Below are 25,431 nucleotides of genomic sequence, written 5' to 3' on the forward strand. Positions count from 1 at the left end.
CGATCGGCGGTCCGCCAGCAAGCAGGGGACCGAAACCGCGTCGGGTCCTACACCACGGCCGACGCGATCGCGTCGGCCTGGCTGCGGATGGCGCGGATCTCGTCCGCGCTGCGGCGCGCACGGTCTTCCGCATCTTCAAGATCGTTGCAGCATGGAGCTCGGCAAAAGCTTGCTCATCGTTGCGTCCGGCACGGGCCAGAAGTCTGCTGAGATGCGCAACGTAATCCTTCTGATCCGCTGATCCGCGCTTGCTGATCGCATCCTTCTCCTCCATGCGCTCTCTCTGAGCGGAAACGGGTCAGAGTCAGATGCGGATCACCCGAATGCTTGCGGTCGTCATTGCGAGGAGCGAAGCGACGAAGCAATCCAGGCCCTTCGCGTCGCCCTGGATTGCTTCGCTGCGCTCACAAGGACGGCGGAGGAATTCAGAGCCGGACGAACGGGCTGATGAGGCGGCCGAGCAGGCCGTGCATGCGCAGGTCGCCGGTCATCGCGACGAGGCAGAGGCAGGGGCCCTCGTCACCGACCACCGGACGATGGTCGACCTCGTCGTCGCCATAGTCGAAGTCGCCGGGTCCGTAATAGCCGCCGAGATGGCTGAAGCTGCCCTTCAGCACGCAGGTCAGCTCATTGCCGGAATGCGTATGCTCCAGCATCCGCGCCCCGGGCTCCGAGCGCAGCAGGAAGGCGCGCGATTTACCTGTGCCCGGTAGCAGGATCGGGCGCATGCTGATGCCGGGCGCGACGCGCCGGCGCTTGCCGATCTTGCAGCGCTTGACCATCTCGGGCAGGTCCGCGAGCTCGGGATCGTGCTCGGCGACCTCGCTCACCTGCGGCGCCGCATGCGGGCGTCGATCGATGCGTGCCATCACGGCATCGAAAGCATCTGCGCCCGTCGCGACCGGCTCGGCCGCGTCCAGCGAGGCGCCGGCGAGCTGCTCGATGGCGCGGACGAAGCGCTGGCATCGGCCGCAATCGGCGACATGGACACCGACGACCAGCCGCTCGGCCTCGTCGAGCACACCAGTGGCGAAGTCGGCCAGCAGGTCTTCCGGCGGGTGGTGGCTGATCGTCATGTCGCGTCGTCCAACAGGTCTCTCAGGCGATTCATCGCCAATCTGATTCGTGACTTTACCGTACCAAGCGGCAGGCCGAGCACTGCCGCGATTTCCGAATGCGGTCGTTCTTCAACGAACGACAGGCGGATCACGGTGGATTGCTCCACCGATAATCTTTCGATCGCGGCCGCCACCCGTGTGGCATCTTCGACACGCGAGACGATCTGGTCGGCTGCGGGCGTCGGATCGGCTTCCTCGTCGCGCCCCACTTCTCTGCTCAGCCGGCTGTCGCGGGCGGCCTTGCGCGCGGCGTCGATCCGCTGGTTTCGCGCGATCGTGAAGATCCAGGCGGCCGCGCCGGCCGTCGATGGATCGAATTGCCCCGCCTTCGTCCACACCGCCACCATGGTGGATTGGGCGATTTCCTCAGCGTCGTCGGCGTTGCAGCCGGTCTTGATGAGGAAGCCTTTGATGCGGGGCGCAAAATGCGCGAACAGGGCCTTGAACGCCTCGCGGTCGCCGCGCGCGGCGACGCGTCCGATCAATTCAGCCCAGTCCACAGTCGCCTTCGGCCCTCTGCTCACATTCACCCTGGTACGGGCACCGAACGCCCGTGCAAATTTCTGCCGGGACGATGCCACGTTCCATTGCGCTAATCCAGCCGCTCTCATCGCGTGGTCATGGTCCCCGGCACGCATGCTTGATCCCGGATAACGTGGATCATGGACGGCTGGATCACAGCGGGCCGAGGATTTTCCGGACCCTCAATCCTTCAGGTCGGAATTGACCATCGCCAGGAACTCCTGGCGGCTCATCGGGTCGGTGCGGAAGCAGCCGAGCATGCGGCTGGTGGTGAGATCGACCCCGTGCTTCTTGACGCCGCGCGAGCTGATGCAGTGATGGGCTGCCTTGATCACGACCGCCACGCCCTGCGGCTGCAGCACCTCGTCGATGATGTTGGCGATCTCGGCGGTCATGCGCTCCTGGATCTGCAGCCGGCTGGCATAGGCTTCGACGACCCGGGCGAGCTTGGAAATCCCGACCACGCGGTTGCGCGGCACGTAGCCGACCCAGGCGCGGCCGATGATGGGCGCCATGTGGTGCTCGCAATGGCTCTGGAACGGGATGTTCCGCAACAGCACCATTTCGTCGTAGCCGGCGGTCTCCTCGAACGTCTTGCGCAGATACTCCTCGGGGTTCTGCTCATAGCCGGAAAAATAGCTCTTGTAGGCCCGCGCGACGCGGGCCGGGGTCTCGGAGAGACCCTCGCGTGACGGGTCCTCGCCGATCCAGGTCAGGATGGTGCGGATGGCGTCCTCGACGTCATCCTGGGTGACGTGGACCGGGTCGCAGGCGAACGGAAGTTTCTTGGCTGTCTGGCGCACGAGGGCTCTCCAAAAACCAAGAAACGGTTCCGATATCGGAACGGATCACGTCTTGCGGGGCGATTTCCGCGACCGATGGCTCGCCGCCGTCAGCTCGCCTTGCGCAGCCGCATCTCCGCGGAGGGACCCGAGCGCAGGTTCTGGAAGAACTTCTCGACCTCGTTGGCGAGCGTCTGCGCGGTGGCGTTGAGGTCGCCGGACGCCGACAGGACGGAGGCGGCGGCCGTCGAGGTCTCACTGATGGCGTCGCGGAGCGAGCCGATGTTCATGACCAGCGTCTGGTTGCCCTGGGCGGTCGACTGCGCGTTGGCCGAGATCTCCCGCGTCGCCTGGTCCTGCTGCTGGATCGCATTGGAGATGTTCGAGGTGATCTCGTTGATGCCGCGGACCGCCTGGCCGATCTCGCGGACCGCGTCGACCGCGGTCTTGGTCGAGGCCTGGATCAGGCCGACGTTCTGGCTGATCTCCTCGGTCGCCTTGGCCGTCTGCCCGGCCAGCGCCTTGACCTCGTGAGCGACCACGGCAAAACCACGGCCGGCCTCGCCGGCGCGGGCGGCCTCGATGGTCGCATTCAGAGCGAGGAGATTGGTTTGCTCGGCGATGGTCTGGATCAGGGTCAGCACGCCGTCGATGCGCTGGGTGGCGGCGGCAAGGCCCTCGATTTCCGTGACCGACTTCTCGGTGCGTTGGCCGGTCTGCTCGACGGCGCCGGCCGACTGCCGGATCTGCCGGCCGATCTCCTCGACGGACGTCGACAACTCCTCGGCGGCGCTCGCGACGGCGGAGACGTTGGTCGACGCCTGCGACGTCGCGCCGGCGGCGGTGACCGCGCGCTCGTTGGCATCGGCCGTCAGCCGCGTGATCATCTCGGCGGTTTGGCGCATCGCGGCGGCGTTCTCGGTGACGGTCCGCATCACGCTGCCGATCGCGGTGCGGAATTCCTCGACCGCGGTCTCGATGTGGCGGGCCCGGGCTTCGCGGATTTCGGAGTCCTGCGAGACCTGGACATTGAGGTCGCGGTTATGGGCCATCGCCTGCTGGAACACGCCGATGGCGCGAGCGAGCTCGCCGACCTCGTCGGCGCGCCCGGCATACGGCACTTCGACGTTCTCGGCGCCGGTGGCGACCCGGCGGATCGTATCGGTGATCTGAGACAGCGGCCGAGCGATCGAGCGAGCGATGATCACCACGCCGGCTGCGACCAGAACCAACATCAAGCCGCCAAGGCCGGTCAGCACGAGCGAGAGCTTGTTGTTCAGCGCCGTTTCCTCGGCGATCTTTCCTGCGCGCTCGACATAGACTTTGGAGAGCGCCTCGAGATCCTGGTTGAGCGCCTTGCGCACGGAGCGATTGGCGTCGTTGTCGCCCCACTCGCGTCCCGCGGCCGGGCTGATTTCATTGGCGCGGCGGACCAGTTCGGCGCGGAATTCGACGAATTGCTCGATCCGCTTCTTGAATGTTGCGAATTGCTGGGCGTCGTCGGCCTGTACGATCGCCTGCCACTTGTCGACGACCTTCACGATGTCGGCATTGAACTTGAGCAAGCCGTTGCCGTATTGTTTTACGACGGCGGGGTCGGTCGACATATAGACGCCGCGCGACTCCATGACGACGGCATAGACGAGGCCGTTGACCAGCTGAACGTTGTGAGCGGCGAGATTGGCCGTCTCGATGGCCTTGATGAGCTCCGTGGCCCGCCGCGAGTTGTAGTCGGACAGCCAGGTGATTGCGGCGGTCAATAGCGCAAACAACGCGAAGATTGCATAGAGCTTGACTGCGATGGATTGGCGCGTGGCCGTATTCGTTGACGTCGGGCGTGAGGTCATGAGGTGAGATACCGCGAGTTTTTGCTACGACGCAGGGGGCGCTTGATTGTTAATAGTTATGCAAAACCTTCATGGAGAAAGCGTTAAGTTGACGCCGTCAGTATTATGCAACCCCCGCGTACTTCGCTTGGCGTTTCAATCGATTAGTTGGTGCTCCGCAGCAGGGGCGGGCGCCGGGGCATCCGGTTGACTACGGAGGGCATGCGCCATTTCGAGGCCCCTCGTTCCCCTGCAAATGCATTGCAACCGGTGGCCGGCCGCGCACGCGCTCCCCAATTGGTTCGCCGATCGGAGACCGGCCGGGAACGGTCGTTGCGCTCGATCGATCAATTCTCCATCTGATTGGAACTTTAGATCGCCCTTCGCATTCCGCCATCCGCATTGCGATGCATCGGATCAGGTCGCCTCGTCGGGGCGCGTCCGATCAGGCCAGACGGCGCGAGCATCCGGCATGCGAAGGGGACGTTGCGCCCTGCGACAGGAGCGGAAGGCTCGATCGCACTCAACTTTTCCGGAAGGGGTGGCGAAGCCTTATCTTCGGCCGTAAGGTAACCAGTTAGCGGGTTGTCGCGAGGGGCAGTCGATGAGATTCGAGGGCATCGAAACGGTACGTCGCATTCTCTGTGTGTTTCCGCGCTACACCTCGTCGTTCGGAACCTTCGAGCACGCCTATCCGCTCACCGACGGCGTCCAGGCCTTCATGCCGCCGCAGGGGCTGCTGCTGATCGCGGCCTATCTTCCAAGTTCCTGGCAGGTGCGCTTCATCGATGAGAACATCCGCCCGGCGCAGGACGAGGATTTCTCCTGGGCCGAAGCGGTGTTCGTCAGCGGAATGCACATCCAGCGTCAGCAGATGAACGACATCTGCCAGAGGGCGCATGCGTTCGACCTGCCGGTCGCGCTGGGCGGCCCCTCCGTCAGCGCCTGTCCGGACTACTATCCGAGCTTCGACTATCTGCATGTCGGCGAGCTCGGCGATGCCACCGACGAGCTGATCGCGCGGCTGGCGCGGGATCCGTCGCGGCCTGCGCAGCAGGTCGTGCTGCGGACCGACGAGCGGGTGGCGATGACCGATTTCCCGGTGCCGGCCTATGAGCTCGCCGAGGTGAAGAAGTACTTTCTCGGCAGTATCCAGTATTCCAGCGGCTGCCCCTATCAGTGCGAGTTCTGCGACATCCCCGGCCTCTATGGACGCAACCCGCGCATCAAGTCGCCGCAGCAGATCGTCGCCGAGCTCGACAAGCTCAGGGAATGCGGCGTCACCGGCTCGGTCTATTTCGTCGACGACAATTTCATCGGCAACCGCAAGGCGGCGATGGACCTGCTGCCGCATCTGATCGAATGGCAGAAGCGCACCGGCTATGTGATGCGGCTCGCCTGCGAGGCCACGCTCAACATCGCCAAGCGGCCCGAGATCCTGGAGAAGATGCGTGAGGCCTATTTCATCACGATCTTCTGCGGCATCGAGACGCCCGACCCGGATGCGCTGACGGCGATGCACAAGGACCACAACATGATGGTGCCGATCCTGGAGGGGATCAGGACCATCAACGGCTATGGCATGGAGGTCGTCTCCGGTATCATCATGGGGCTGGACACCGATACGCCGCAGACCGCGGACGCGCTGCTGCAGTTCGTCGCGGAGAGCCGGATCCCGCTGCTCACGATCAATCTGCTGCAGGCGCTGCCGAAGACGCCGCTGTGGGATCGCCTCGAGCGCGAGGGCAGGCTGGTCCACGATGACGGCCGCGACTCCAACGTGAAATTCCTGATGCCCTATGACGAGGTGGTCACGGCGTGGCGGCGCTGCATGGAGGTGGCCTATGAGCCGGAGCGGCTGCTCGCACGCTACAAGCACCAATGCGACACCACCTACGCCAACCGCATCAAGGTGCCGGTCAGCGACGAGATGAAGAGCTGGCCGAACATCAGGCGCGGCCTGGTCATGATGGGCAAGATCTTCTGGAAGGTGGGCGTGCTCGGCGACTACAAGCGGCCGTTCTGGCGCTTCGCCTGGAGCCAGCTGAAGCGAGGCGAGATCGAGAATTTCATCGCCGTGGCGCTGATCGCGCATCACCTCATCATGTTTGCGCGCGCCGCCTCGCGCGGGAATCAGAACGCGTCGAACTACTCGATCCGGCTGCGCGAGGCCGCCCTTCCCGCAGGGTGATGGTCCTCTCTGGGGCAGGGGCGGTGAGTGGCGCTCGCCGGCACCGGTCCGCGGCCTGCCCCGGGCAAGGGACGGCTCGGTCGGATACCGGTCCTTGAGTCGTTCAGGTTTTTGAGCCCAGCGCCCGTCCGGGCCGTCCACGCTCTTTTCAAGCACGGCAGAATCGTGGCGTGATCGGAAGCCATGCCGGCTCGCCGTCTTGTGTGGCCGGGCATGGTTGCGGCCGGGGAGCGAACCCTGCTAGACCCGGCCTCGACGAATTGTCACATGTTTTCAAGGATTAGCTTCGGCTGCGGGCCACAATGCGGTCATCTCTGCTTCGCTGAGCGGCCTTATTTCTGCCCTATGCGCTCAGGCCTTCCGAATTAGGCCGCCCCCAACCACTGGACACCGCATGCTGGAAGTCAGGCACGACAACGAAGTCCATGTCGAGAAGGTCGAGCACCGGCCGGCCGACAGCATCGCTTTCGGCATCGAGCGGCTCGGCCTCCTCGCGGTCAAGGCGCCGATCTTCTCCTGCGTCGTCCTGCTCGTCCTGATCGTGGCGGCGGTGTTCGGCATCAAGCGGATCCAGATCGACGATTCGCTCAGCCAGCTGTTTCGCTCCGACAGCAAGGAATTCCACCAGTACGAGGAGGTGACGAAGAAGTTCCCGGCCGAGGAATTCGACGTCCTCGTCGTGGTCGAGGGCAAGACCTTGCTGGCCCGCCAGAACCTCGAGAAGCTGCGTGACTTCGTGACCGACCTGCAACTGGTCGAGGGCACCCGTGGCCTGGTGTCGCTGTTCTCGGCCCGTCAGGCGCCGGCGCCCGGCAAGCTGCCGGCAGCGCTGTTTCCGTCGGATCTGCCGGAGGGCGAGGCCTACGACAAGTTCATCGAAACGGTGAAGTCCAACGAGATCATCCGCGGCAAGCTGTTGTCGGAGGACGGCACGCTCGCCCTGATCGTGCTGTCGCTCGAGCCCAAGGTGGTGGCCTCGAACGATCTCGGGAAGGTGGTGGGCGACATCCGGAAGCTGATGGCGGAGAACCTCGCCGACACCGGCCTGAATGTCCAGCTTTCCGGCGTGCCGGTCATGCAGCTCGAGATCCGCAACGCGGTGGAACGTGACGGGCTGACCTACAACATTCTCGGCATTCTCGCCGGCTGCATCATCGCCATCATCTTCTTCCGCAAGGTCTCCTTCATGATCGCGGCGGCGTTTCCGCCGCTGATCGCGATCATGCTCGCGCTCGGCGCGCTCGGCTGGGCCAATTTCAATCTCAACATGTTCCTGAACGTGATGACGCCGCTCATCATGGTCATCAGCTTCTCCGATTCGATGCAGCTCACCTTCGCCGCCCGCGACCGCCTGATCGCAGGGCAGGACAAGGTGACGGCGTTCAAGAACGCCGTGCTGGTCGTCGGCCCCGCCTGTGTGCTGACCCACGCCACCGCCGGCATTTCCTTCATCGCCCTGCAGTTCTCCGACAGCGACCTGATCCGCAAGTTCGGCGAGGCGGGGCTTGCCGCCACCATCATCGCGCTGGTCGCGGTGCTGTCGCTGGTGCCGGTGTTCGGCGTGCTGCTGGTGCGCAACGAGAAGACGTTCGCGGTCAAATTCCAGGGGGCCGATGCCGGCGTGCAGGCGCTGCGCAATTTCTGCTACTGGATCGCGGTGCGCATGGTCGGTCGTCCCGGCCTGTTCAGCCTGATCGCGGTGGTGTTCGTCGGCTCGCTCGCGGTGGTCTATGCGAGCCTGGAGCCGCGCTACCGGCTCGCCGACCAGGTGCCGGACAAGCGCCAGGCAGTGGCGGCGAGCAACCGGCTCGATGCCAAGCTCACCGGCGCCAATCCGGTCAATGTGCTGATCCAGTTTCCCAAGGGCGCCTCGCTCTATGCGCCGGAGACGTTGCAGACCATCGCCGACGTCCACGCCACGGTCGAGAAGACTGCCGGTGTCGGCAACGTCTGGTCGGTCGAGACGCTCAGGCGCTGGCTGGCCGAGAAGGCCGGCTCGTCCGATACGGCGACGCTGCAGGAATACGTCAATCTGATCCCCGAGCATCTGGTGCGCCGCTTCATCGACAAGGAGCAGGATGCGGTGGTGGTCGCCGGCCGCGTTCCCGATCTGGATTCCAGCCAGCTGCTGCCGGTGGTCGACAAGCTTGATCATGAGCTCGACACGGTCAGGAAGAAGCACCCCGGCTTTGAGATCGCGGTCACCGGCCTTGCCGCCATCGCCGCGCGCAACTCCGCCAGCATGATCCAGAAGCTCAATCACGGGCTCACCATCGAGTTCGCGCTGGTGGCGATGTTCATCGGGCTCGCCTTCCGCTCCTGGGTGGTGATGCTCGCCTGCATCCTGCCCGGCATCTTCCCGGTGGTGATGTCCGGGACGTTGTTGTGGGCGATGGGGGAGGGGCTGCAATTTGCCAGCGTGGTGGCGCTCACGGTCTCCTTCGGCCTCGGTCTGTCGGCCACCATCCACTTCCTGAACCGGCTGCGGATGGAGAGTGCGCCCGGCGTCAGCGCCGCGGTCGCGGTGGAGCGTGCCACCGTGCTGGTCGGACCGGCGCTGATCCTCACCACGGTGGTGCTGGCCTGCGGCCTCGTCGTCACCGTATTCTCGGATCTGCCGTCGCTGCGGCTGTTCGGCTGGCTCAGCGCGTTCTCGATGGTGGCGGCGCTGTTCGCCGACCTCTTCATCCTCCGCCCGACCGCGATGTTCCTGATCAACCTGTCGCAGAAGCTGAAGCGCAAGCCGGTGTGAGGGGCGTGATCTAAGCCCAATCCAACACTGTCATCGCCCGCGTACGACGCGGGCGATCCAGTACGCCGCGGCTTATCGACTTAGTCACGACTGCCTCTGGATGCTGGGTCGCCCGGTCCCGTCTGCGCCTTCGGCTTCGACGCGGCCATGAGTTCAAGGGCGCGCCGGAGCTTTAGCGAAGGCGGCGAGCCGGGCGACGACAGCGGGGGGCCGAATGCTCATGGTCTCTGATGTCTCAAAAAACAAAACGGCCCTGACGTCGTCAGGGCCGTTCGCGCATTCCGTTGCTGACGATGTCGCGACCGTTCAGGTCTTCGACATCGTGATGTTGACGCCGCGGATCTCGCCCTTGGAGGAGATCTGCACGACCTGCTTGTTGCCGCTGGTCCTCAGGGTGATGCTGGCGGCGAAGCCGGCGGCCTGCACGAACACGTCGATCTGGCCGTTGCCGGCGGTGCCCTGCAGCTCGCCGTTCACGTTGCGGCTGGATTCGCTCCAGTTGCCGGAGATGCGATCGCCCTGGCTGGTGACGTCACTGGTCAGGAGGAACTTGTAGCTGTCGCTGGCGCATTGCAGACTCTGCTTCAGATTGGCGCCGGCCACCTTGTAGCTGGCCTTGCAGCGGATGCGCTCGGTGGTGCCGTCGGACAGCGCGACCGTACCGTTGCCCGACCACGACCCGTCGAAGCCGGCGAACGGGCCCGACTGAGCCTGAACCGCGGTCGCCGCCACGAACAATGCCGCTCCGAGACCGGCGGCCTTGACGACGCGCCCAGAGAAAGGTGAGCCGAACAGTTTCATATCGAGTTTCCCATCCAAAATGACACCGCTGTGTCGGCGTACGCCGCCGCTTCGAACACTTGGTGTTCTCGCCGAAGGTTAGGTTCAAATGACGGCCGGTCGGGCGCTGCGACCGGATGCCATGATGCCCGCCGACACCGTGCGACGGGTCGGCGCCGAATGGTCGTCCTCGCAAGACGGCTGCACGCAAGCCGCCTCGACGGCGCTGCATCTAACGGTCCGCGCGGCATGCTTGCAACAGCCAAATGCGAAAAACGTGTTCCGAGAATAACGCCCTAGTATCAACGCCTTGTTTGTGCCAAAGCTGTGATGTCCGAGCTTGATCCGCTCGGGATCATAGGGCGCAAATTTGGCCGCATTTGGCAGCGTACCTCCGGCGCTGGGGGGCTTGCGGTCCTTGCCAAACCAAACAGGTGTTTCCCGGGCAGCATCGGCGATCCGGGAGGTCTCCTCTGCTGTCAAAATGAAGGAACACGATGCGTAAGATTTTCCTGGCACTTTCCCTGCTGTCGTCGGTGTCCGTTTCCACCGGCGCGTTCGCGCAAGGCCGCGGCGGCACGCCCGAAGAGCAGGCGGCCTGCACGCGTGACGTTCAGAAGTTCTGTCGTGCCGTCATCGATCAGGGTGACTTCACCATCCTTGCGTGCCTGAAGGAGAACCGCCCCAAGATCAGCCCGGCCTGCGATCAGGTGCTGAAGACCCACAACCAGTAAGCGGTTGCCGTTCGGAACGGTTGTTTCCGAACTCTCTTGGTTAACGACCGCCGGCCCGCCCCTCAGGGCAGGGCGGCGGTTCGATCCTATGGGCTGCCCGACATCGATTGCATTGGTTTTGGCTGGATCTTCGCCTATATGGGGGCGAGCAATCCGTTCGCATGAGCGAAGCGGCGGGCATTGTTTTCGGTAGCGCCCTTTCAACCTGATAGCTGTTTCGTCCATGACCACCGCGAGCGATTTGCGATCCGGCAAGACACACCGGGACGAGAACTTTCCGGTGGCCTCCTGGATCATCCGTCCAGAGCACCGGGCGCTGATCCTCGCCTTCTACAATTTCGTGCGAACCGCCGACGACATCGCCGATCATCCGAGCCTGCCGGGTGAGGAGAAGCTGCGGCTGCTCGATCTGCTCGAAGCCGAGCTGACCGGGACCGGCGAGACCCAGGATGTCGCCGTCAGCCTGCGCCGGGCGCTCGCCGAGCGCGGCATGCCGCCCCGGCATGCGCTCGATCTGCTGGTTGCCTTCCGGATGGATGTGACCAAGCTGCGCTACGAGAACTGGGACGAGGTCATCCACTACTGCCGCTACTCGGCGATGCCGGTCGGCCGCTTCATGCTCGATGTGCACGGCGAGTCCACCGCGACCTGGCCGGCCTCGGATGCGATCTGCGCCGGGCTGCAGATCAACAACCACCTGCAGGACTGCGGCAAGGACTACAAGGCGCTCAATCGCGTGTACCTGCCGCGCGATGCGCTGGCGGAAGCCGGCGCCACCGTCGAGATGCTCGGCGAGTCCAGATCGCCGCCGCAACTGCTGGCCTGCCTGCAGAAGCTCGCGGTGCGTAACGCGGCGCTGCTCGATGAGGGCAGGGACCTCAACAGCGGCGTCAAGGATTTTCGTTTCGGACTGGAGATCGCCGTGATCCAGGCTTTCGCCGACCGTATCGTGGCGCTGCTGAAGGTGCGCGATCCGCTGAGTGAGCGCGTGCACCTGTCGCCCATCGGCATGCTCGGCCTCACCTTCACGTCGGTGATGGGCGAGATCGGCCGCCGCGTGGCCGGGCGCCATCCCGTCACCAAATCGGCAGCCGGCGCATGACCCTCGAGGCGACCGCAGACAATATCGATCACGGCACGGCGGCCTCCGGCAGCTCGTTCTATGCCGCCATGCGCATCCTGCCGCGCGCCCAGCGCGACGCGATGTTCCAGGTCTACAGCTTCTGTCGCGAGGTCGACGATATCGCCGATTCCGACGGGCCGCGGCCCGAGCGACTGGCGGCGCTGCAGAAATGGCGCGACGACATCGACTCGCTCTACCAGGGCAACCCGCCGCCGCGGCTGCGCGACTACGTCGCCGCGGTGAAGACGTTCGGCCTGAAGCGGGAGGATTTCCTCGCCATCATCGACGGCATGGAGATGGACGTGCCGCAGGATGTCCGCGCGCCAGATCTCGCCACGCTGGACCTTTATTGCGACCGGGTCGCGAGCGCGGTCGGCCGCCTCTCGGTGCGCATCTTCGGCATGCCTGAGGAGGACGGCATCCTGCTGGCCCACCATCTCGGCCGCGCGCTGCAGCTCACCAACATCCTGCGCGACATCGACGAGGACGCGGCCATCGGCCGGCTCTATCTGCCGCGCGAGGCGCTGCTGTTCGCCGGAATCACCGGCGATGATCCGGCCAAGGTGACGCAGGAGCGGGCGCTGCCCAAGGTCTGCAACTCGGTTGCCGTCAGGGCGAAGACGCATTTCGAGAAGGCCGACGAGATCATGCGGCGCAATCGCCGCCGCGCGGTGCGTGCGCCGCGCATCATGTCGAAATACTACCGCGCCGTGTTCGACCTCCTGCTCGAACGTGGCTTCGCGCTGCCGCGCGAGCCCGTCCGCGTGAGCAAGCTCACGAAGATCGGCATCATCCTCCGTTACGCAATCATCTGATGCAAAAGACCGCTCACATCATCGGCGCCGGCGTGTCCGGCCTTTCCGCCGGCGTGCGGCTCGCCAATGCGGGCTACATCGTGCACGTCCACGAGGCCACGCAGCAGCTCGGCGGCCGCTGCCGGTCCTATTACGACGCCGCGACCGACCTGGTGATCGACAACGGCAACCATTTGCTGCTGTCGGCCAATCATCACGTGCTGTCCTACGCCCGCGCGATCGGCTCGGAAGCGGGGCTGGTCGGGCCGGAGAAGGCGCAGTTCGCCTTCGTCGACATCCGGAGCGGCCAGCGCTGGCTGCTCGATCTCGGCAACGGCCGCCTGCCGCTGTGGGTGTTCGACGAGGGCCGCCGCGTGCCGGATACCAAGCTCGGCGACTACCTCGCGCTGTCGCCGCTGATCTGGGCCGGTACGTCCAAGACGATCGGCAGCACGATTCCCTGCAAGGGCACGCTGTACGACCGCCTGGTGCAGCCGCTGCTGCTCGCGGCACTGAACTGCGATCCGCCGGAAGGCTCGGCGGGGCTTGCCGGCGCCATCGTCCGCGAGACCTTGCTCGCCGGCGGCCAGGCCTGCCGGCCGCTGATCGCGCGCGATGGCCTGTCGGGCGTGCTGATCGATCCGGCCGTGAAATTCCTGGAAGGCAAGGGCGGCAGCGTGCGGATCGGCCGCGAGCTGCGCGGCCTCGACGATGCGGGTGGTCGTGTCACCGGGCTCAGGTTCGGCGGCGATGAAACCGTCGCGCTCGGCCCGTCCGACCTCGTCGTGCTCGCCGTGCCGCCGCGGCCGGCGATGGCCCTGCTGCCGGGGCTCACGGGGCCGACGAAATATCGCGCCATCGTCAATGCCCATTTCCGCATCACGCCGCCGCGCGATGCACCAGCTCTGCTCGGGGTGGTCGGCGGCCTGGTCGAATGGCTGTTCGCCTTCCCGCAGCGGCTCTCGGTCACCATCAGCAATGGCGATCGGCTGGTCGACATGCCGCGCGAGGAGCTCGCCGCCGCGATCTGGGCCGACGTCTGCAAGGCCGCCGGGATCAAGGCGGAGCTGCCGCCGTGGCAGATCGTGCGCGAGCGTCGCGCCACCTTCGAGGCGACGCCCGAGCAGAACGCGCTCCGACCGGGAGCGAAGACGGCGTTCGGCAATCTCGCTCTGGCGGGGGACTGGACCGATACCGGCCTGCCGGCAACCATCGAAGGCTCGGTGCGCTCCGGCGACCGCGCTGCGAATCTCCTGCTCGGGCACGGCTGACCGGCGCAGGGCAGCCGAATCTGGCCGCGCCGTCATGCCGCCGGCGCCGCGAGTCTCACATTTTCGTGGCGTAGTTCTTGCTTAAAGTTCCACGCCTGGTGGCGACGGCGCAATTTGTTCCAGGGCGGAACAGGGATCGGCGGGGCCAAATGGCAACACCAGGCAAAAAACGCATCGGGTACGGGTGCAGTGCGGCGCAAACGGGGTTTCCTCGCGGATTTTTTCTGCGTAATCCTCGGTTTGTTAAGGCCTTTCCGCTCTGGCGCCGCCGTGGCTGAGGCTTTGGAACAAGAGACGGAGACGTCGGATCACGCGACGTCCGAGAAGGTGTCAGGGGTCGGATTGTGAAGTTGGGGATGGGGGACGATACGTCCGCGGATCGCCCGATTGATCCGCGGCCGGTCTTGGTCGTGACGGGCTTGGTGCAGGAGGCCCGGATTGCTGCCGGGCCCGGCATGATGGTGATCTGCAGCTCGAGCGACCCCAGGCAGTTGCGCTCGCTGCTCACCGTGTTCGATCCGACCTCGATCCGCGGCGTCGTCAGCTTTGGCGTGGCCGGTGGCCTCGATCCCAGCCTCAAGGCCGGCGACATCGTCGTCGCCACCGAGGTGACCGCGGGCGATGCCCGTTGGCTGTCTGGGCTCTCCCTGCGTGAGGAGCACATCGCTCGCGCCGCCCTGAAGAAGCGCCGCGTCGTGCGCGGCGTGCTGGCCGGGGCCGAAGAGGTGGTCGTGGCCCAGGCCCGCAAGGCGGCGCTGCGCATGAAGACCGGGGCGGCCGCGGTCGACATGGAGAGCCACATCGCCGCCGCCTATGCCGCCGAGTATGGGCTGCCGTTCGCGGCGCTGCGGGTGATCTCCGATCCCGCCCATCGCACCCTCCCGTCGCTCGCCAAGGACGCCATCAAGCCGAACGGCGACATCGACCTGCCGATGATCCTGCGCGGCGTCGCCCGCAATCCGGCCGTGCTGCGCGGCCTGGTGTCGACGGGCATCGAGTTCAATCGCGCCCTGCGCTCGCTGCGCGGCGCCCGCGACCTGCTGCTGAGCGGCATGCTCGCCGCCGAGCACTTCCTCGAGACCGAAACGCTGGCCGCTGCCGAGGCGTGAGCCGTTTGCTCATCACGGAGCGTAGCGTCCATCCCGATCCAGAGATCAGTTCAATGAAAAAGGCCGCCGATCACTCGGCGGCCTTTTGATTGATCAGAGCCGTGAAGATCAGGCGGCGGTCGAGGCCTTCTGCTGCGCCTCGATCGCCTCGTCGTGACGGATCTCGGAGAGGCGCTTTTGCACCTCCGACGAGAACACGTACTGCGCCGGGCGCTGCTTGGAGAGATCGATCTCCGGCGCCATCGGACCCTCGGTCTTGATGCCGCGCAGCGACACGAACATCGCCTTGATCGGGTTGGTCAGCGCCGCATTGGCGGCGGTCGCCTCGTAGCCGCAATGCGCCATGCAGTCGGCGCACTTCTCGTACTTGCCGGTGCCGTAGGAGTCCCAGTCGGTGGTCTCCATCAGCTCCTTGAAGGTCTTGGTGTAGCCTTCGCCGAGCAGATAGCAGGGCTTCTGCCAGCCGAAGATGTTGCGCGCAGGCATGCCCCAGGGGGTGCACTCGAACTCCTGGTTGCCGGCCAGGAAGTCGAGGAACAGACCGGAATGCATGAAATTCCACTTCTTGCCCTTGCCGAGCTTGAAGACGTCGCGGAACAGCTGCTTGGTCTTGGTGCGGTTGAGGAAGTGCTCCTGGTCCGGCGCGCGCTCATAGGCATAGCCGGGCGACATGGTCACGCCGACGCCGAGCTCGGTCGTGAAGTCCAGGAACTTCGCGATCTCCTCGGCGGGATGGCCGTCGAACACCGTGGCGTTGACGTTGACGGTGAAGCCGCGCGCCTTGGCGGCCTTGATCGCGGAGACGGCGCGGTCGAACACGCCCTTCTGCGAGACCGCCTTATCGTGATGCTCGCGCAGGCCGTCGAGATGCACCGAGAAGAACAAATACGGCGACGGCTCGAACAGGTCGAGCTTCTTCTCCAGCAGCAGCGCGTTGGTGCAGAGCGAGACGAACTTCTTGCGGGCGACGAGGCCGCGCACGATCTCGCCGATCTCCTTGTGGATCAGCGGCTCGCCGCCGGGGATCGCGACCATCGGCGCACCGCATTCGTCGGCCGCGTCCCAGCACTCCTGCGCGCTCATGCGGCGGTTGAGGATCGCATCGGGATAGTCGATCTTGCCACAGCCGGCACACGCCAGGTTGCAGCGAAACAGCGGCTCCAGCATCAGCACGAGCGGATAGCGTTTCCGGCCGAGAAGCTTCTGCTTCATCAGATAGGCCCCGATACGCAGTTCCTTATGGAAGGGGATTGCCATTACGTCTCTTCTTTCTGGACCAAACGAGGACCGATCAGCCCGCGACCAGCTCGGCCGGCAGGCGGAATTCGATGTTTTCTTCCCGCCCCGGGACCACCGCGACCTCGACTGGTCCGATGCGCCGTAGGGCTTCGATGACGTCGTCGACGAGGACTTCGGGGGCCGAGGCGCCGGCGGTGATGCCGACGGCCTTGGCGTCCTTCAGCCAAACCGGATCGAGCTCGCTGCCATCAGCGATCAGATAGCTTGCGACCCCGGCCTCGGTGCCGATCTCGCGCAGTCTGTTCGAGTTGGAGCTGTTGGCGGCGCCCACCACCAGGATGACGTCCACCAGCTTGCTTAAGTCCCTTACCGCAGATTGCCGGTTCTGTGTCGCATAGCAGATATCCCGGATATCGGGACCTTGAAGGTCTGTAAAGCGGGCTTGAAGGGCTAAAATGATGTCCCTGGTGTCGTCCACGCTGAGCGTGGTCTGGGTAATATAAGCCAGCGGGGTATCGACCGGCAGGGGCAGGGTGGCCACATCGGCCACGTTCTGCACGAGGTGGACCGGGCCGGGAACCTGACCCATGGTTCCCTCGACCTCCGGATGACCGGCATGGCCGATCAGTACCAGGGTACGGCCCTTGGACATGTAGCGCTTGCCCTGGTTGTGGACCTTGGTCACCAGCGGGCAGGTGGCATTGAGCACCGGCAGCCCGCGGGCGGCCGCTTCCTCCTCGACCGTCCGGGCAACGCCGTGGGCGCTGAACACGGTGACGGCGCGCGGCGGCACCTCGGAGAGGTCCTCGACGAAGATGGCGCCCTTGGCCTTCAGGCTCTCCACCACGTGCTTGTTGTGGACGATCTCATGACGCACATAGACCGGCGGGCCATACTTCTCCAGCGCGCGCTCGACGATCTCGATCGCACGCACGACTCCAGCACAAAAACCGCGCGGCTGCGCGAGATACACCTGCATGGGACGTCCAGCCACGTTGCCTCACTTTCGACCCGGCACCTCCGTGCGTGCGACGGGGCTGCAATATTCGCACCAGCGAATGCCCCAATTGCCCGCCACACCGATGGAAGCGCAGGGCTTTGTGTCAAAAATCGAGCGAAGAGGAAAGCCTGTCTGCAAGTCGCTCGCATGTGACCCGTCGCACACAGCCCGCGACAGGCCGCAGGTAATTTAGTAATTATAAATTAGATCAATTAATTGAGTTGGTTATGCTCTCACTCGTTCGTCACTTTACCGCCGAGAACAGCCGCTATATCAGCCGCCCCGACGGTTCCGTGCATCGTTCGACCTGATCCGCCGTCGAGGGACCATCCTCGTCTTCAAGGTTGGGCCAGGCCGGGTCGGGGCGCCGCTCAGGATGTGTGCGTCCGGGGCTCGCCCTGATCGGGGAACTCCGCCATGAAGCGGACGTTTCCGCCCAGCTCTCTAAACATTAGAAAGTCACGAAGTGCTGACCACGTTTGTCGTCTCGATCGTCAAGGCCTGCACCCGGTTTGCCTGGCCGACATTGATTGCGGCCCTGCTGCTCTCCGTAGGCGCGGGCTTCTATACGGCGCGTCATTTCTCCATCAATACCGACATCAACAAGCTCATTTCGCCCGAGCTCGACTGGCGCAAGCGCGACCAGCAGTACGAGCAGGCCTTCGATCGCGATCGGATGATCCTGGCGGTGGTCGAAGCGGCGACGCCCGAGATGACAGGTGTGGCGGCCGATGCGCTCGCCAAGAAGCTCAAGGGCGACACCGCGAACTTCTCATCGGTCGAGCTGCTCGGCGGCGGCGAGTTCTTCGCCAGGAACGGCCTGCTGTTCCTGCCGACCGAGGAGGTCAAGCAACTGACGGACCAGTTCGCGGCGGCGGCACCGCTGGTCGAGATCATGGCCGGGGACCCCTCGATCCGCGGCCTGACCGGTGCGCTGGAGACCGGCCTTGCCGGCGTCAAGCGCGGGCAAGTCAAGCTCGACAACGTCGCGCGGCCGTTCGACTACATCTCCCAGACCGTCGAGACCGTGCTCGACAAGGGCGATGCGACCTTCTCCTGGCGCCAGTTGATCTCCGACAAGCCGCTCGAAGACAGTGACAAGCGCGCCTTCATCCAATTCAAGCCGATCCTCGACTACCAGGCGCTCGAGCCGGGCAAGGCCGCCACCGATGCGATCCGGCAGGCCGCGGTCGAGCTTGATTTCCCGAACCGTTTTCATGCGCGCGTGCGGCTGACCGGGCCGGTGCCGATCGCCAACGAGGAATACGCCACCGTGCAGGAGGGCGCCGTCGTCAACGGCATCGGCACCGTGGTCGTCGTGCTGATCATCCTGTGGCTGGCGCTGCATTCGGCCAAGATCATCTCGGCCGTGTTCATCAACCTGTTCATCGGCCTCGCCCTCACTACGGCCGTTGGCCTGATGATGGTCGGCTCCCTGAATCTGTTGTCGGTCGCGTTCGCCGTGCTGTTCATCGGCCTGGGCGTCGATTTCGGCATCCAGTTCAGCGTGCGCTACCGTTCCGAGCGCTTCAAGAACGACAATCTGTCTGAGGCGCTGGCGGAAGCAGCGCGCCGCTCCGCCGTGCCGCTGTCGCTCGCGGCGATGGCGACGGCTGCCGGTTTCCTGTGCTTCCTGCCGACCGACTACAAGGGCATCTCCGAGCTCGGTGCCATCGCCGGCGCGGGCATGATCATCGCGTTCCTGTCGTCGATCACGGTGCTGCCGGCCCTGCTGAGGATTCTCAATCCGCCCGGCGAGAAGGAGCCGGTCGGCTACGCCTTCCTGGCGCCGGTCGATCATTTCCTGGAGAAGCACCGGGTGCCGATCATCGTCGGCACGCTCGGCCTGGTCGTCGCCGGCCTGCCGCTGCTTTACTACATGAAGTTCGACTTCAACCCGATGAACCTGCGCAATCCGCGCGCCGAGTCGATCGCGACCTATCTCGACCTGCGAAAGGATCCGAACACGGGCGCCAACGCGATCGACGTGCTGACGCGCTCCGAGACCGAGGCCAAGGCGATCGAGGCCAAGCTCGAGAAGCTGCCCGAGGTGGCGCGCGTGATGTCGCTCGACAGCTTCGTGCCCGAGGACCAGCCGGCCAAGCTGAAGCTGATCGCGCAGGGCGCGAAGGTGCTGGGGCCTGCACTCAATCCCGATCAGGTCGATGCGGCGCCGAGCGACAAGGAGAATGTCGACGCCCTGAACTCGACCGTCGACAATCTCCGGCGCACCGCGGGCGAGAGCAATGGGCCGGGCGCGGTCGCGTCGCGGCGGCTTGCCGACGCGCTTGCCAGGCTCGCCGGCGCGAGCGAGGCGGTTCGCAACAAGGCGCAGGCGGTGTTCGTCGAGCCGTGGAAGATCACGCTGGCGCAGCTTGGCGCCACGTTGCAGGCGCAGCCCGTCAGCCTCGCGAACCTGCCACCGGAGCTGGTGTCGCAGTGGAAGAGCAAGGACGGATTGATTCGGGTCGAGGCGCAGCCGAAGGGGGATCCGAATGACAACGACAATCTCAGGCGATTTGCCAACGCGGTGCTGGCGGCCGAGCCCAATGCGATCGGCGGGCCGGTGTCGATCCTGAAGTCAGGTGACACGATCGTGAAGGCATTCATCCACGCCGGCATCTACTCGCTGGTCGTGATCAGCCTCCTGTTGTGGGTGACCTTGAAGCGCTTCACCGACGTGCTGATGACGATCGTGCCGCTGCTGGTCGCAGGCGCCGTGACGTTGGAGATCTGCGTGCTGATCAAGCTGCCGCTGAACTTCGCCAACATCGTCGCCCTGCCGCTCCTGCTTGGCATTGGCGTCGCGTTCAAGATCTACTACGTGGTGGCGTGGCGCGGCGGCCGCACCAACCTGCTGCAGACCAGCCTGACCCGGGCGATCTTCTTCAGCGCGCTGACGACGGCGACCGCGTTCGGCAGCCTGTGGCTGTCGAGCCATCCCGGAACGTCCAGCATGGGCAAGCTGCTGGCGCTGTCGCTGGTCACCACGCTCGCCGCCGTGCTGCTGTTCCAGCCGGCGCTGATGGGCAAGCCTCGCGAGATCAAGGAGCAAGAGGGCTCGTGATCCCGGAATAGAAAAAGCGGCCGATCTCTCGGCCGCTTTTTTGTTCGGGTGACGGACGCCAACTAACGGGCGCGCGCGATATCGGGCAGCAGGCAGATATCGCCGACCTGGTCCGCGGGCTTTTGTCCCGGCTTGGCCGATGCGGTTGCGCCACTGCCGACGCCGGTCGTCGTTTTGGCCGCCGGGGCAGGGGCTGGCGCGATTGGTTTCTGTGTACCTTTAGCCATGCTGTTCACGGGGCTCGACGGGATCGGCGGAGCGACACGCGTCCAGGTCTCGCCGCCGCACAGGAAGCCGAGCACGCAGCCCTTGATCTCCAGGTGATCGGGATCGATCGGCGTGATGGTCGAGCTGTAGAGCTGCCCATCCTTGGCGTTGTAGACTTGGCCTTCCCACGCGTCTGCGCCGGGCTTCTTCTTCATGTCGATCAGGATCGGCATGCCGAGCGTCGGACGGCTCTGGCGGGCCGGATCGGGGTTGTTGCTGTCGCGTCCGCCCGGGGTCTTCTCCCAGGCCACGACGCCCCACATGCTGCCATTGCATTGTGCGACTCGGATGTTCGCGACGCCGTCGGCGACCCGCCAGTCGCCGGTGGGGTCGGCCGCGAGCGCGGAAGAAATTCCTGCTGCGAACACGACTGCAGAGTATGCTAGTGTCGTCGACATGAGATATCTAAGGCGATGCAACATTGGCAGAAACCCGTGCTTGCTTTGATGGTGCGAATGAGGGCAAAACGCCGCATTGCGCGTTTTCAGTTGACGTCACGTCCATCAACCGAAGTATGTAGCCGATGCTAAAACCCAATCTAGACGTTTCCGAGATGTTTGTGGAGCGCCAAGCGCAGCGCAGCACGATGCATTCTCGGCATCTGAACGAGCAGCTTGTCCGCGTTCTCAAGACGATTGGATATGATGTTGGGTTCCAGAAGGGACAAGGGCAATATCTCTACGATCGTGATGGGGCCCGTTATCTTGACCTGCTCAGCGGTTTTGGCGTCTTTGCAATCGGCCGCAATCATCCGACGCTGCGCGCCGCGCTGAAAAGCGTCCTCGATAGCGATCTGCCGAATCTCGTTCAGCTCGACGTCTCGACCCTGGCGGGTGTTCTTGCCGAGCGGCTGCTGGAATATGTCCCGTATCTGGACAAGGTGTTCTTTGCCAATTCCGGCGCCGAGACCGTGGAAGCCGCGATCAAATTCGCGCGTGGCGCGACCGGCCGGCCTGGTATCGTCTATTGCGGGCACTCCTATCACGGCCTCACCTACGGCGCGCTATCGCTGACCGATGATTCGAACTTCCGCAACGGCTTCGAGCCGCTGCTGCCGGGCTGCACGGCCATCCCCTTCAACGATCTTGCCGCGCTCGAGCAGGCGCTCTCGTCGCGCGAGATCGCAGCCTTCATCGTCGAGCCGATCCAGGGCAAGGGCGTCAACATGCCCTCTGACGAGTTCCTGCCCGGGGCCGCCGCGCTCTGCAAGAAATATGGCACCATCTTCATCGCCGACGAGATCCAGACCGGCATGGGACGCACCGGCCGGTTCCTGGCGGTGGAACATTGGAATGTCGAGCCCGACATGGTGCTGCTGTCGAAGGCGCTGTCCGGCGGCCATGTCCCGGTCGGCGCGCTGCTGACGCGCAAGCAGATCTTCGACAAGATCTTCAACCGCATGGACCGCGCCGTGGTGCACGGCTCGACCTTCGCCAAGAACGACCTCGCGATGGCCGCCGGCATTGCCACGCTCGAGGTGATGAAGGCCGAGAAGCTGGTGGAGGCCGCCGCCAAGCGCGGCGCCGAGCTGCGGCTGGCGCTAACGCGGATGGTGCCGGGCTACGAGCTGCTCAAGGAAGTGCGCGGCAAGGGACTGATGATCGGCGTCGAGTTCGGTCCGCCGAAATCGCTGCGCCTCAAGGCCTCCTGGACCATGCTGGAGAGCGCCAACAAGGGCCTGTTCTGCCAGCTCATCACGGTGCCGCTGTTCAAGGATCACAAGATCCTGACCCAGGTCGCCGGCCATGGCCTGCACACGATCAAGCTGCTGCCGCCGCTGACCATCACCGAAGAGGACTGCGCCTGGATCGAGCGCGCCTTCGACGACGTCATCGCGCAGAGCCACAAGGTCCCCGGCGCGATCTGGTCGCTCGGCAAGACCCTGGTCGACAACGCGATCCGCAAATCGGCGTGATGTTCGCGTCGGGTGGGCAAAGGCGCGTAGCGCCGTGCCCACCGTTTCAGTTCGTCTCCGGACAGGCCGTGGGCACGCTTCGCTCGCAATGACTGAAGCGCGAGAGCGCGTCATCCCTCCTTGTTCGCACCCATCGCGCGCTCGAACCGCTCGCCGAACTCGTTGAGTTCGTCGGCGCCGATATCGCTGACCGCCCAATAGCTCAGGCCGCGGTCGCGCCAAGAGCGAATGTTGAAGCCTTGGACGGTGTCCATCCGTGCGGCGCGGCGCTCGGTAGACGCGGTCTGCGCCACGAACAGGTTGATGACGTGCTGGCGGCGGCGATAGACCACGGCGCCGATCGCGCGTGCGTCGACATAGTCGAGCCGCCCGCCGATCAACGTGAAGCCTTGTGCGGTGAGGTCGATCACCGGAGGCGCGACGTCGAGCTTGCCGTTGAACCAGGGCTTGACGGTGTGCTGATCGGTCGAGATGACGTCGGTGAGGTGGCCGGCCTGCAGCGAGCGCAGATGCGCCGAGACGATCTCGGCCTCGATCCGCTGCTGGTCGTCATTGCGCAGCACGATGGCGACGAGGCCGGTGGCCGCCAGCGCCGACACCGCCGAGCCCAGGGCGAAGCCTCGCAGCAGCGTACGTCGGCTCGGCACTGCAGCGAGCGGGGTGATGGAGGCCGCATCGGCCGGCGGCAGGGTGGCTTCGATCCGCTGGCGCAAGGCAGGGGACGCCTTGTAGCTGAGGTCGGTGCCGGCGAGCATCTGCTTCATCTGCCGGATTGCAGCAAGCTCCGCGGCGCAGCGCGGGCAGCTCGCAACATGGGCTTCGACCTCGCGCGCGTGGCCGGCGTCGAGCTCGCCATCGGCCAGCGCGTGGATCAGGATCTCGGCTTCATCGCAGGTCATCGTTGTGGCTCCTCCCGCGCGAGCCAGGCGGCGCGCAGCATCGCGCGGGCGCGGGCGAGGCGCGACATCACGGTGCCGACCGGCACGCCGGCCGCCGCCGCGATCTCGCGATAGGACAGATCGTTGACCTCGCGCATGACGAAGGTCTCGCGAAACGGCTCGGCCAGCGTGTCGATCAGCCGGCGGATCGCCGAGGCATCACGTTCCCGCAATACGGCGCCTTCCGGCGTCTCGGCGCTCTCCTGCCACAGCGGTGGCTGCTCGGCCGCTTCCGGCGCGTCGTCGAGCGCCTTGGCCGGCGCGCCGGCGCGGCGCGCGAATTCGGCGTGGCAGACGTTGCGCAGGATCGCGAACAGCCACGGCTTCATCGCCGGGCCACGGTAAGTGTCGAAATGCTTCAGCGCACGCAGGTAGCATTCCTGCACGGCGTCCTCGGCGTCGGCAGGGTTGCGCAGGAGATAGCGCGCCAGGGTGTAGACGTCGTCGAGATAGGGCAGCGCCGCCTCGCGGAAGCGTCGCGCCCTCTCGGGATCGTCATTGGCTGTTGTCACCGGCGTGGTCTCCGGCTCGGTTCGCGGTCGCACGGCGCGGCCGGCGCTGCGCCGCCGACCGGTCCATGTGACGATGCTCATGCCCTGGTTCGCGATGCTACTCAACCTTGACCAGTCCCGTCATGTGCGGATGCAGCGAGCAGAAATATTTGTAGTCGCCGGCGGCTGCGAAGGTGAAGGAGAAGCTGTCGTCGGTATCGAGCGTCTTCGACCTGTATTTCCCGGCCGACACCACCGTGTGCGGGATGTCGTCATGGTTGGTCCAGGTCACCGTGTCGCCGACCTTCACCGTCAGCGCAGCCGGGGTGAAGGTGAAATTGTCGATCGTGACCTTGATGGTCTCGGCGCGCGCCGGCGTGGCGCAAACAAGCAGTACGGCGGCCAAGCCGACACCGCGAAGAACAGGCTGGATCATCGCGTTTTCGTCCCTCAGCCCGCAAGCGGCGTATCGATGATGGCGAGGCGCTCGTCACCGACCTTGAAATCGATGCTGGCGATGCCGAGCAGGCTGCGCAGCCTTGCGTCCTCGACCTTCATCGGGCCGGGCGAGGGCGCCGTGCCCGGCGCCGGTTGCGGGAACGCGGTCGAGCGCGCGGTGTGGAAGGTGACGTTGCCTTCGACCTTCTGCATCACCTGGTGGATATGGCCGTTCAGCACCGTCACCGAGCCGAACCCCTTCAGGGTGTCGAGCGCGCGGCCGCCGTCCTCGGTGCCCCAGCCCCATTGCGGATACACCGTCCACAGCGGGATGTGCGCGAACACCACGATCGGCGTGGATCTGGAGCGGCCCTTGAGATCCTGCTCCAGCCAGGCAAGCTGCTCGGCGCCGAGATTGCCGAGCCCGCCGGCCTTGAGATCGACCACGTTGACGAGGCCGATGAAGTGCACGCCATTGGCGTCGAACGAATACCAGCCGGCGCCGCGGCTGCCCTTGCCGTAGCGCTCCTTGTAGAGCTTGACGTCCTCGTCGAGGAAGTCGTGCTCGCCCGGCACGTAGTGCACGTCGAGCCGGGATTGCGAGATGATGCGGTCGGCATCGTCGAACTCGGCCGCCTTCGACAGATGCGAGATGTCGCCGGTATGGATCATGAAGGCCGGCTTCACCGGCATCGCCTTGATGCGGTTCACGGCCTCTTCCAACGTCCCGATCGCGTTGGGATTGGCCGGCTTGTCGAAGCCGACATGGCTGTCGCTGATCTGCAGAAAGGTCAGGCCGGAGGCGGGCTGCTCGGCCGCCCGCGCCGCGTCGACCAGGCCGAGCGAACGTGGCACGCCGCCCGACAAGGTCCAGAGCACGCCCGTGCCCGCCCATGTCATGCACTCCAGCACCTTGCGGCGGCTGACGCCGTTCTCGTCATGATCACCAAGGCTCATCGTCATCTCCCGTTGCCCGTCATCGAGCTTGCGGGTGAGAAGAGCGGTGGTGGCCCGGGTTTATTCCCGGCTTCTCGCGATCCAAAAGCGATGACGTGTTCGTGATCATGCCGGCAA

General features: G+C 65.1%; 21 protein-coding genes. 9 read left to right on the forward strand and 12 right to left on the reverse strand.

The window, feature by feature from the left end:
• Positions 1 to 425: 425 nt before the first annotated feature.
• The 4 genes from QX132_RS18030 to QX132_RS18045 form a co-directional block, all read right to left on the reverse strand.
• Complete coding sequence (locus QX132_RS18030) at positions 426 to 1,076, reverse strand: ChrR family anti-sigma-E factor (protein ID WP_316162216.1); 651 nt, start codon at positions 1,074 to 1,076, stop codon at positions 426 to 428.
• A complete protein-coding gene (locus tag QX132_RS18035; RefSeq protein WP_315772520.1) occupies positions 1,073 to 1,618 on the reverse strand; it encodes a sigma-70 family RNA polymerase sigma factor in 546 nt (181 codons plus the stop codon). Before QX132_RS18035 ends, QX132_RS18030 begins: the two co-directional genes overlap by 4 nt.
• A gap of 204 nt (positions 1,619 to 1,822) precedes the next feature.
• On the reverse strand, positions 1,823 to 2,443 hold the full coding sequence (gene folE, locus QX132_RS18040) for a GTP cyclohydrolase I FolE (RefSeq protein WP_316162218.1): 621 nt from the start codon (positions 2,441 to 2,443) through the stop codon (positions 1,823 to 1,825).
• Between the two features lie 89 nt (positions 2,444 to 2,532).
• A complete protein-coding gene (locus tag QX132_RS18045; protein WP_316162219.1) occupies positions 2,533 to 4,269 on the reverse strand; it encodes a methyl-accepting chemotaxis protein in 1,737 nt (578 codons plus the stop codon).
• A gap of 583 nt (positions 4,270 to 4,852) precedes the next feature.
• Between QX132_RS18045 and QX132_RS18050 the strand changes: the two genes are divergently transcribed.
• Positions 4,853 to 6,439 (forward strand): B12-binding domain-containing radical SAM protein, encoded by a 1,587-nt coding sequence (locus QX132_RS18050; RefSeq protein ID WP_315813069.1) that lies wholly within the window; start codon positions 4,853 to 4,855, stop codon positions 6,437 to 6,439.
• 394 nt (positions 6,440 to 6,833) lie between these two features.
• A complete protein-coding gene (locus QX132_RS18055; protein WP_315776486.1) occupies positions 6,834 to 9,191 on the forward strand; it encodes an efflux RND transporter permease subunit in 2,358 nt (785 codons plus the stop codon).
• Between the two features lie 306 nt (positions 9,192 to 9,497).
• On the opposite strand, the gene QX132_RS18060 is transcribed toward QX132_RS18055, so the two are convergent.
• On the reverse strand, positions 9,498 to 9,992 hold the full coding sequence (locus tag QX132_RS18060; RefSeq protein WP_315737293.1) for a hypothetical protein: 495 nt from the start codon (positions 9,990 to 9,992) through the stop codon (positions 9,498 to 9,500).
• A gap of 476 nt (positions 9,993 to 10,468) precedes the next feature.
• On the opposite strand from QX132_RS18060, the gene QX132_RS18065 reads away from it, so the two are divergent.
• The 5 genes from QX132_RS18065 (at position 10,469) to QX132_RS18085 (ending at position 15,002) form a co-directional block, all read left to right on the forward strand.
• A complete protein-coding gene (locus QX132_RS18065) occupies positions 10,469 to 10,705 on the forward strand; it encodes a hypothetical protein (RefSeq protein WP_315714894.1) in 237 nt (78 codons plus the stop codon).
• A 223-nt stretch (positions 10,706 to 10,928) separates the two neighbouring features.
• Positions 10,929 to 11,807, forward strand: coding sequence for a squalene synthase HpnC (gene hpnC / locus QX132_RS18070; RefSeq protein WP_315779683.1), 879 nt, complete (start codon positions 10,929 to 10,931; stop codon positions 11,805 to 11,807).
• Complete coding sequence (gene hpnD, locus QX132_RS18075; RefSeq protein WP_315779685.1) at positions 11,804 to 12,643, forward strand: presqualene diphosphate synthase HpnD; 840 nt, start codon at positions 11,804 to 11,806, stop codon at positions 12,641 to 12,643. Before hpnC ends, hpnD begins: the two co-directional genes overlap by 4 nt.
• Complete coding sequence (hpnE, locus tag QX132_RS18080; RefSeq protein ID WP_315779687.1) at positions 12,643 to 13,893, forward strand: hydroxysqualene dehydroxylase HpnE; 1,251 nt, start codon at positions 12,643 to 12,645, stop codon at positions 13,891 to 13,893. The genes hpnD and hpnE overlap by 1 nt, the downstream gene beginning before the upstream one ends.
• A gap of 344 nt (positions 13,894 to 14,237) precedes the next feature.
• Positions 14,238 to 15,002, forward strand: coding sequence for a phosphorylase (locus QX132_RS18085; protein WP_409998094.1), 765 nt, complete (start codon positions 14,238 to 14,240; stop codon positions 15,000 to 15,002).
• 108 nt (positions 15,003 to 15,110) lie between these two features.
• On the opposite strand, the gene hpnH is transcribed toward QX132_RS18085, so the two are convergent.
• Positions 15,111 to 16,259, reverse strand: a complete 1,149-nt coding sequence (gene hpnH, locus QX132_RS18090) for an adenosyl-hopene transferase HpnH (protein ID WP_315714889.1) — start codon at positions 16,257 to 16,259, stop codon at positions 15,111 to 15,113.
• A gap of 34 nt (positions 16,260 to 16,293) precedes the next feature.
• Complete coding sequence (gene ispH, locus QX132_RS18095) at positions 16,294 to 17,220, reverse strand: 4-hydroxy-3-methylbut-2-enyl diphosphate reductase (RefSeq protein ID WP_315714888.1); 927 nt, start codon at positions 17,218 to 17,220, stop codon at positions 16,294 to 16,296.
• Positions 17,221 to 17,707: 487 nt separating this feature from the next.
• On the opposite strand from ispH, the gene QX132_RS18100 reads away from it, so the two are divergent.
• The gene (locus QX132_RS18100; protein ID WP_316162222.1) at positions 17,708 to 20,308 is read left to right on the forward strand and encodes an MMPL family transporter; all 2,601 of its coding nucleotides are present in this window, start codon (positions 17,708 to 17,710) and stop codon (positions 20,306 to 20,308) included.
• A gap of 62 nt (positions 20,309 to 20,370) precedes the next feature.
• On the opposite strand, the gene QX132_RS18105 is transcribed toward QX132_RS18100, so the two are convergent.
• Positions 20,371 to 20,997, reverse strand: coding sequence for a DUF2147 domain-containing protein (locus QX132_RS18105; protein ID WP_410052080.1), 627 nt, complete (start codon positions 20,995 to 20,997; stop codon positions 20,371 to 20,373).
• A 101-nt stretch (positions 20,998 to 21,098) separates the two neighbouring features.
• Between QX132_RS18105 and hpnO the strand changes: the two genes are divergently transcribed.
• Positions 21,099 to 22,490, forward strand: coding sequence for an aminobacteriohopanetriol synthase HpnO (hpnO, locus tag QX132_RS18110; RefSeq protein WP_315737300.1), 1,392 nt, complete (start codon positions 21,099 to 21,101; stop codon positions 22,488 to 22,490).
• 110 nt (positions 22,491 to 22,600) lie between these two features.
• On the opposite strand, the gene QX132_RS18115 is transcribed toward hpnO, so the two are convergent.
• From QX132_RS18115 to QX132_RS18130, 4 genes are all read right to left on the reverse strand, one after another.
• Entirely contained in the window at positions 22,601 to 23,389 is a 789-nt protein-coding gene (locus tag QX132_RS18115) for an anti-sigma factor (RefSeq protein WP_315798074.1), read from the reverse strand.
• Positions 23,386 to 23,940 (reverse strand): sigma-70 family RNA polymerase sigma factor, encoded by a 555-nt coding sequence (locus tag QX132_RS18120; protein WP_315737716.1) that lies wholly within the window; start codon positions 23,938 to 23,940, stop codon positions 23,386 to 23,388. Before QX132_RS18120 ends, QX132_RS18115 begins: the two co-directional genes overlap by 4 nt.
• A gap of 97 nt (positions 23,941 to 24,037) precedes the next feature.
• On the reverse strand, positions 24,038 to 24,355 hold the full coding sequence (locus QX132_RS18125; protein ID WP_315779693.1) for a cupredoxin family copper-binding protein: 318 nt from the start codon (positions 24,353 to 24,355) through the stop codon (positions 24,038 to 24,040).
• A 14-nt stretch (positions 24,356 to 24,369) separates the two neighbouring features.
• Positions 24,370 to 25,314, reverse strand: a complete 945-nt coding sequence (locus QX132_RS18130; RefSeq protein ID WP_315772526.1) for a metallophosphoesterase family protein — start codon at positions 25,312 to 25,314, stop codon at positions 24,370 to 24,372.
• Between the last annotated feature and the right edge of the window lie 117 nt (positions 25,315 to 25,431).

Origin of the sequence: Bradyrhizobium sp. SZCCHNRI20481 (genome assembly GCF_032485055.1) — a bacterium.
Classification (GTDB): domain Bacteria; phylum Pseudomonadota; class Alphaproteobacteria; order Rhizobiales; family Xanthobacteraceae; genus Bradyrhizobium.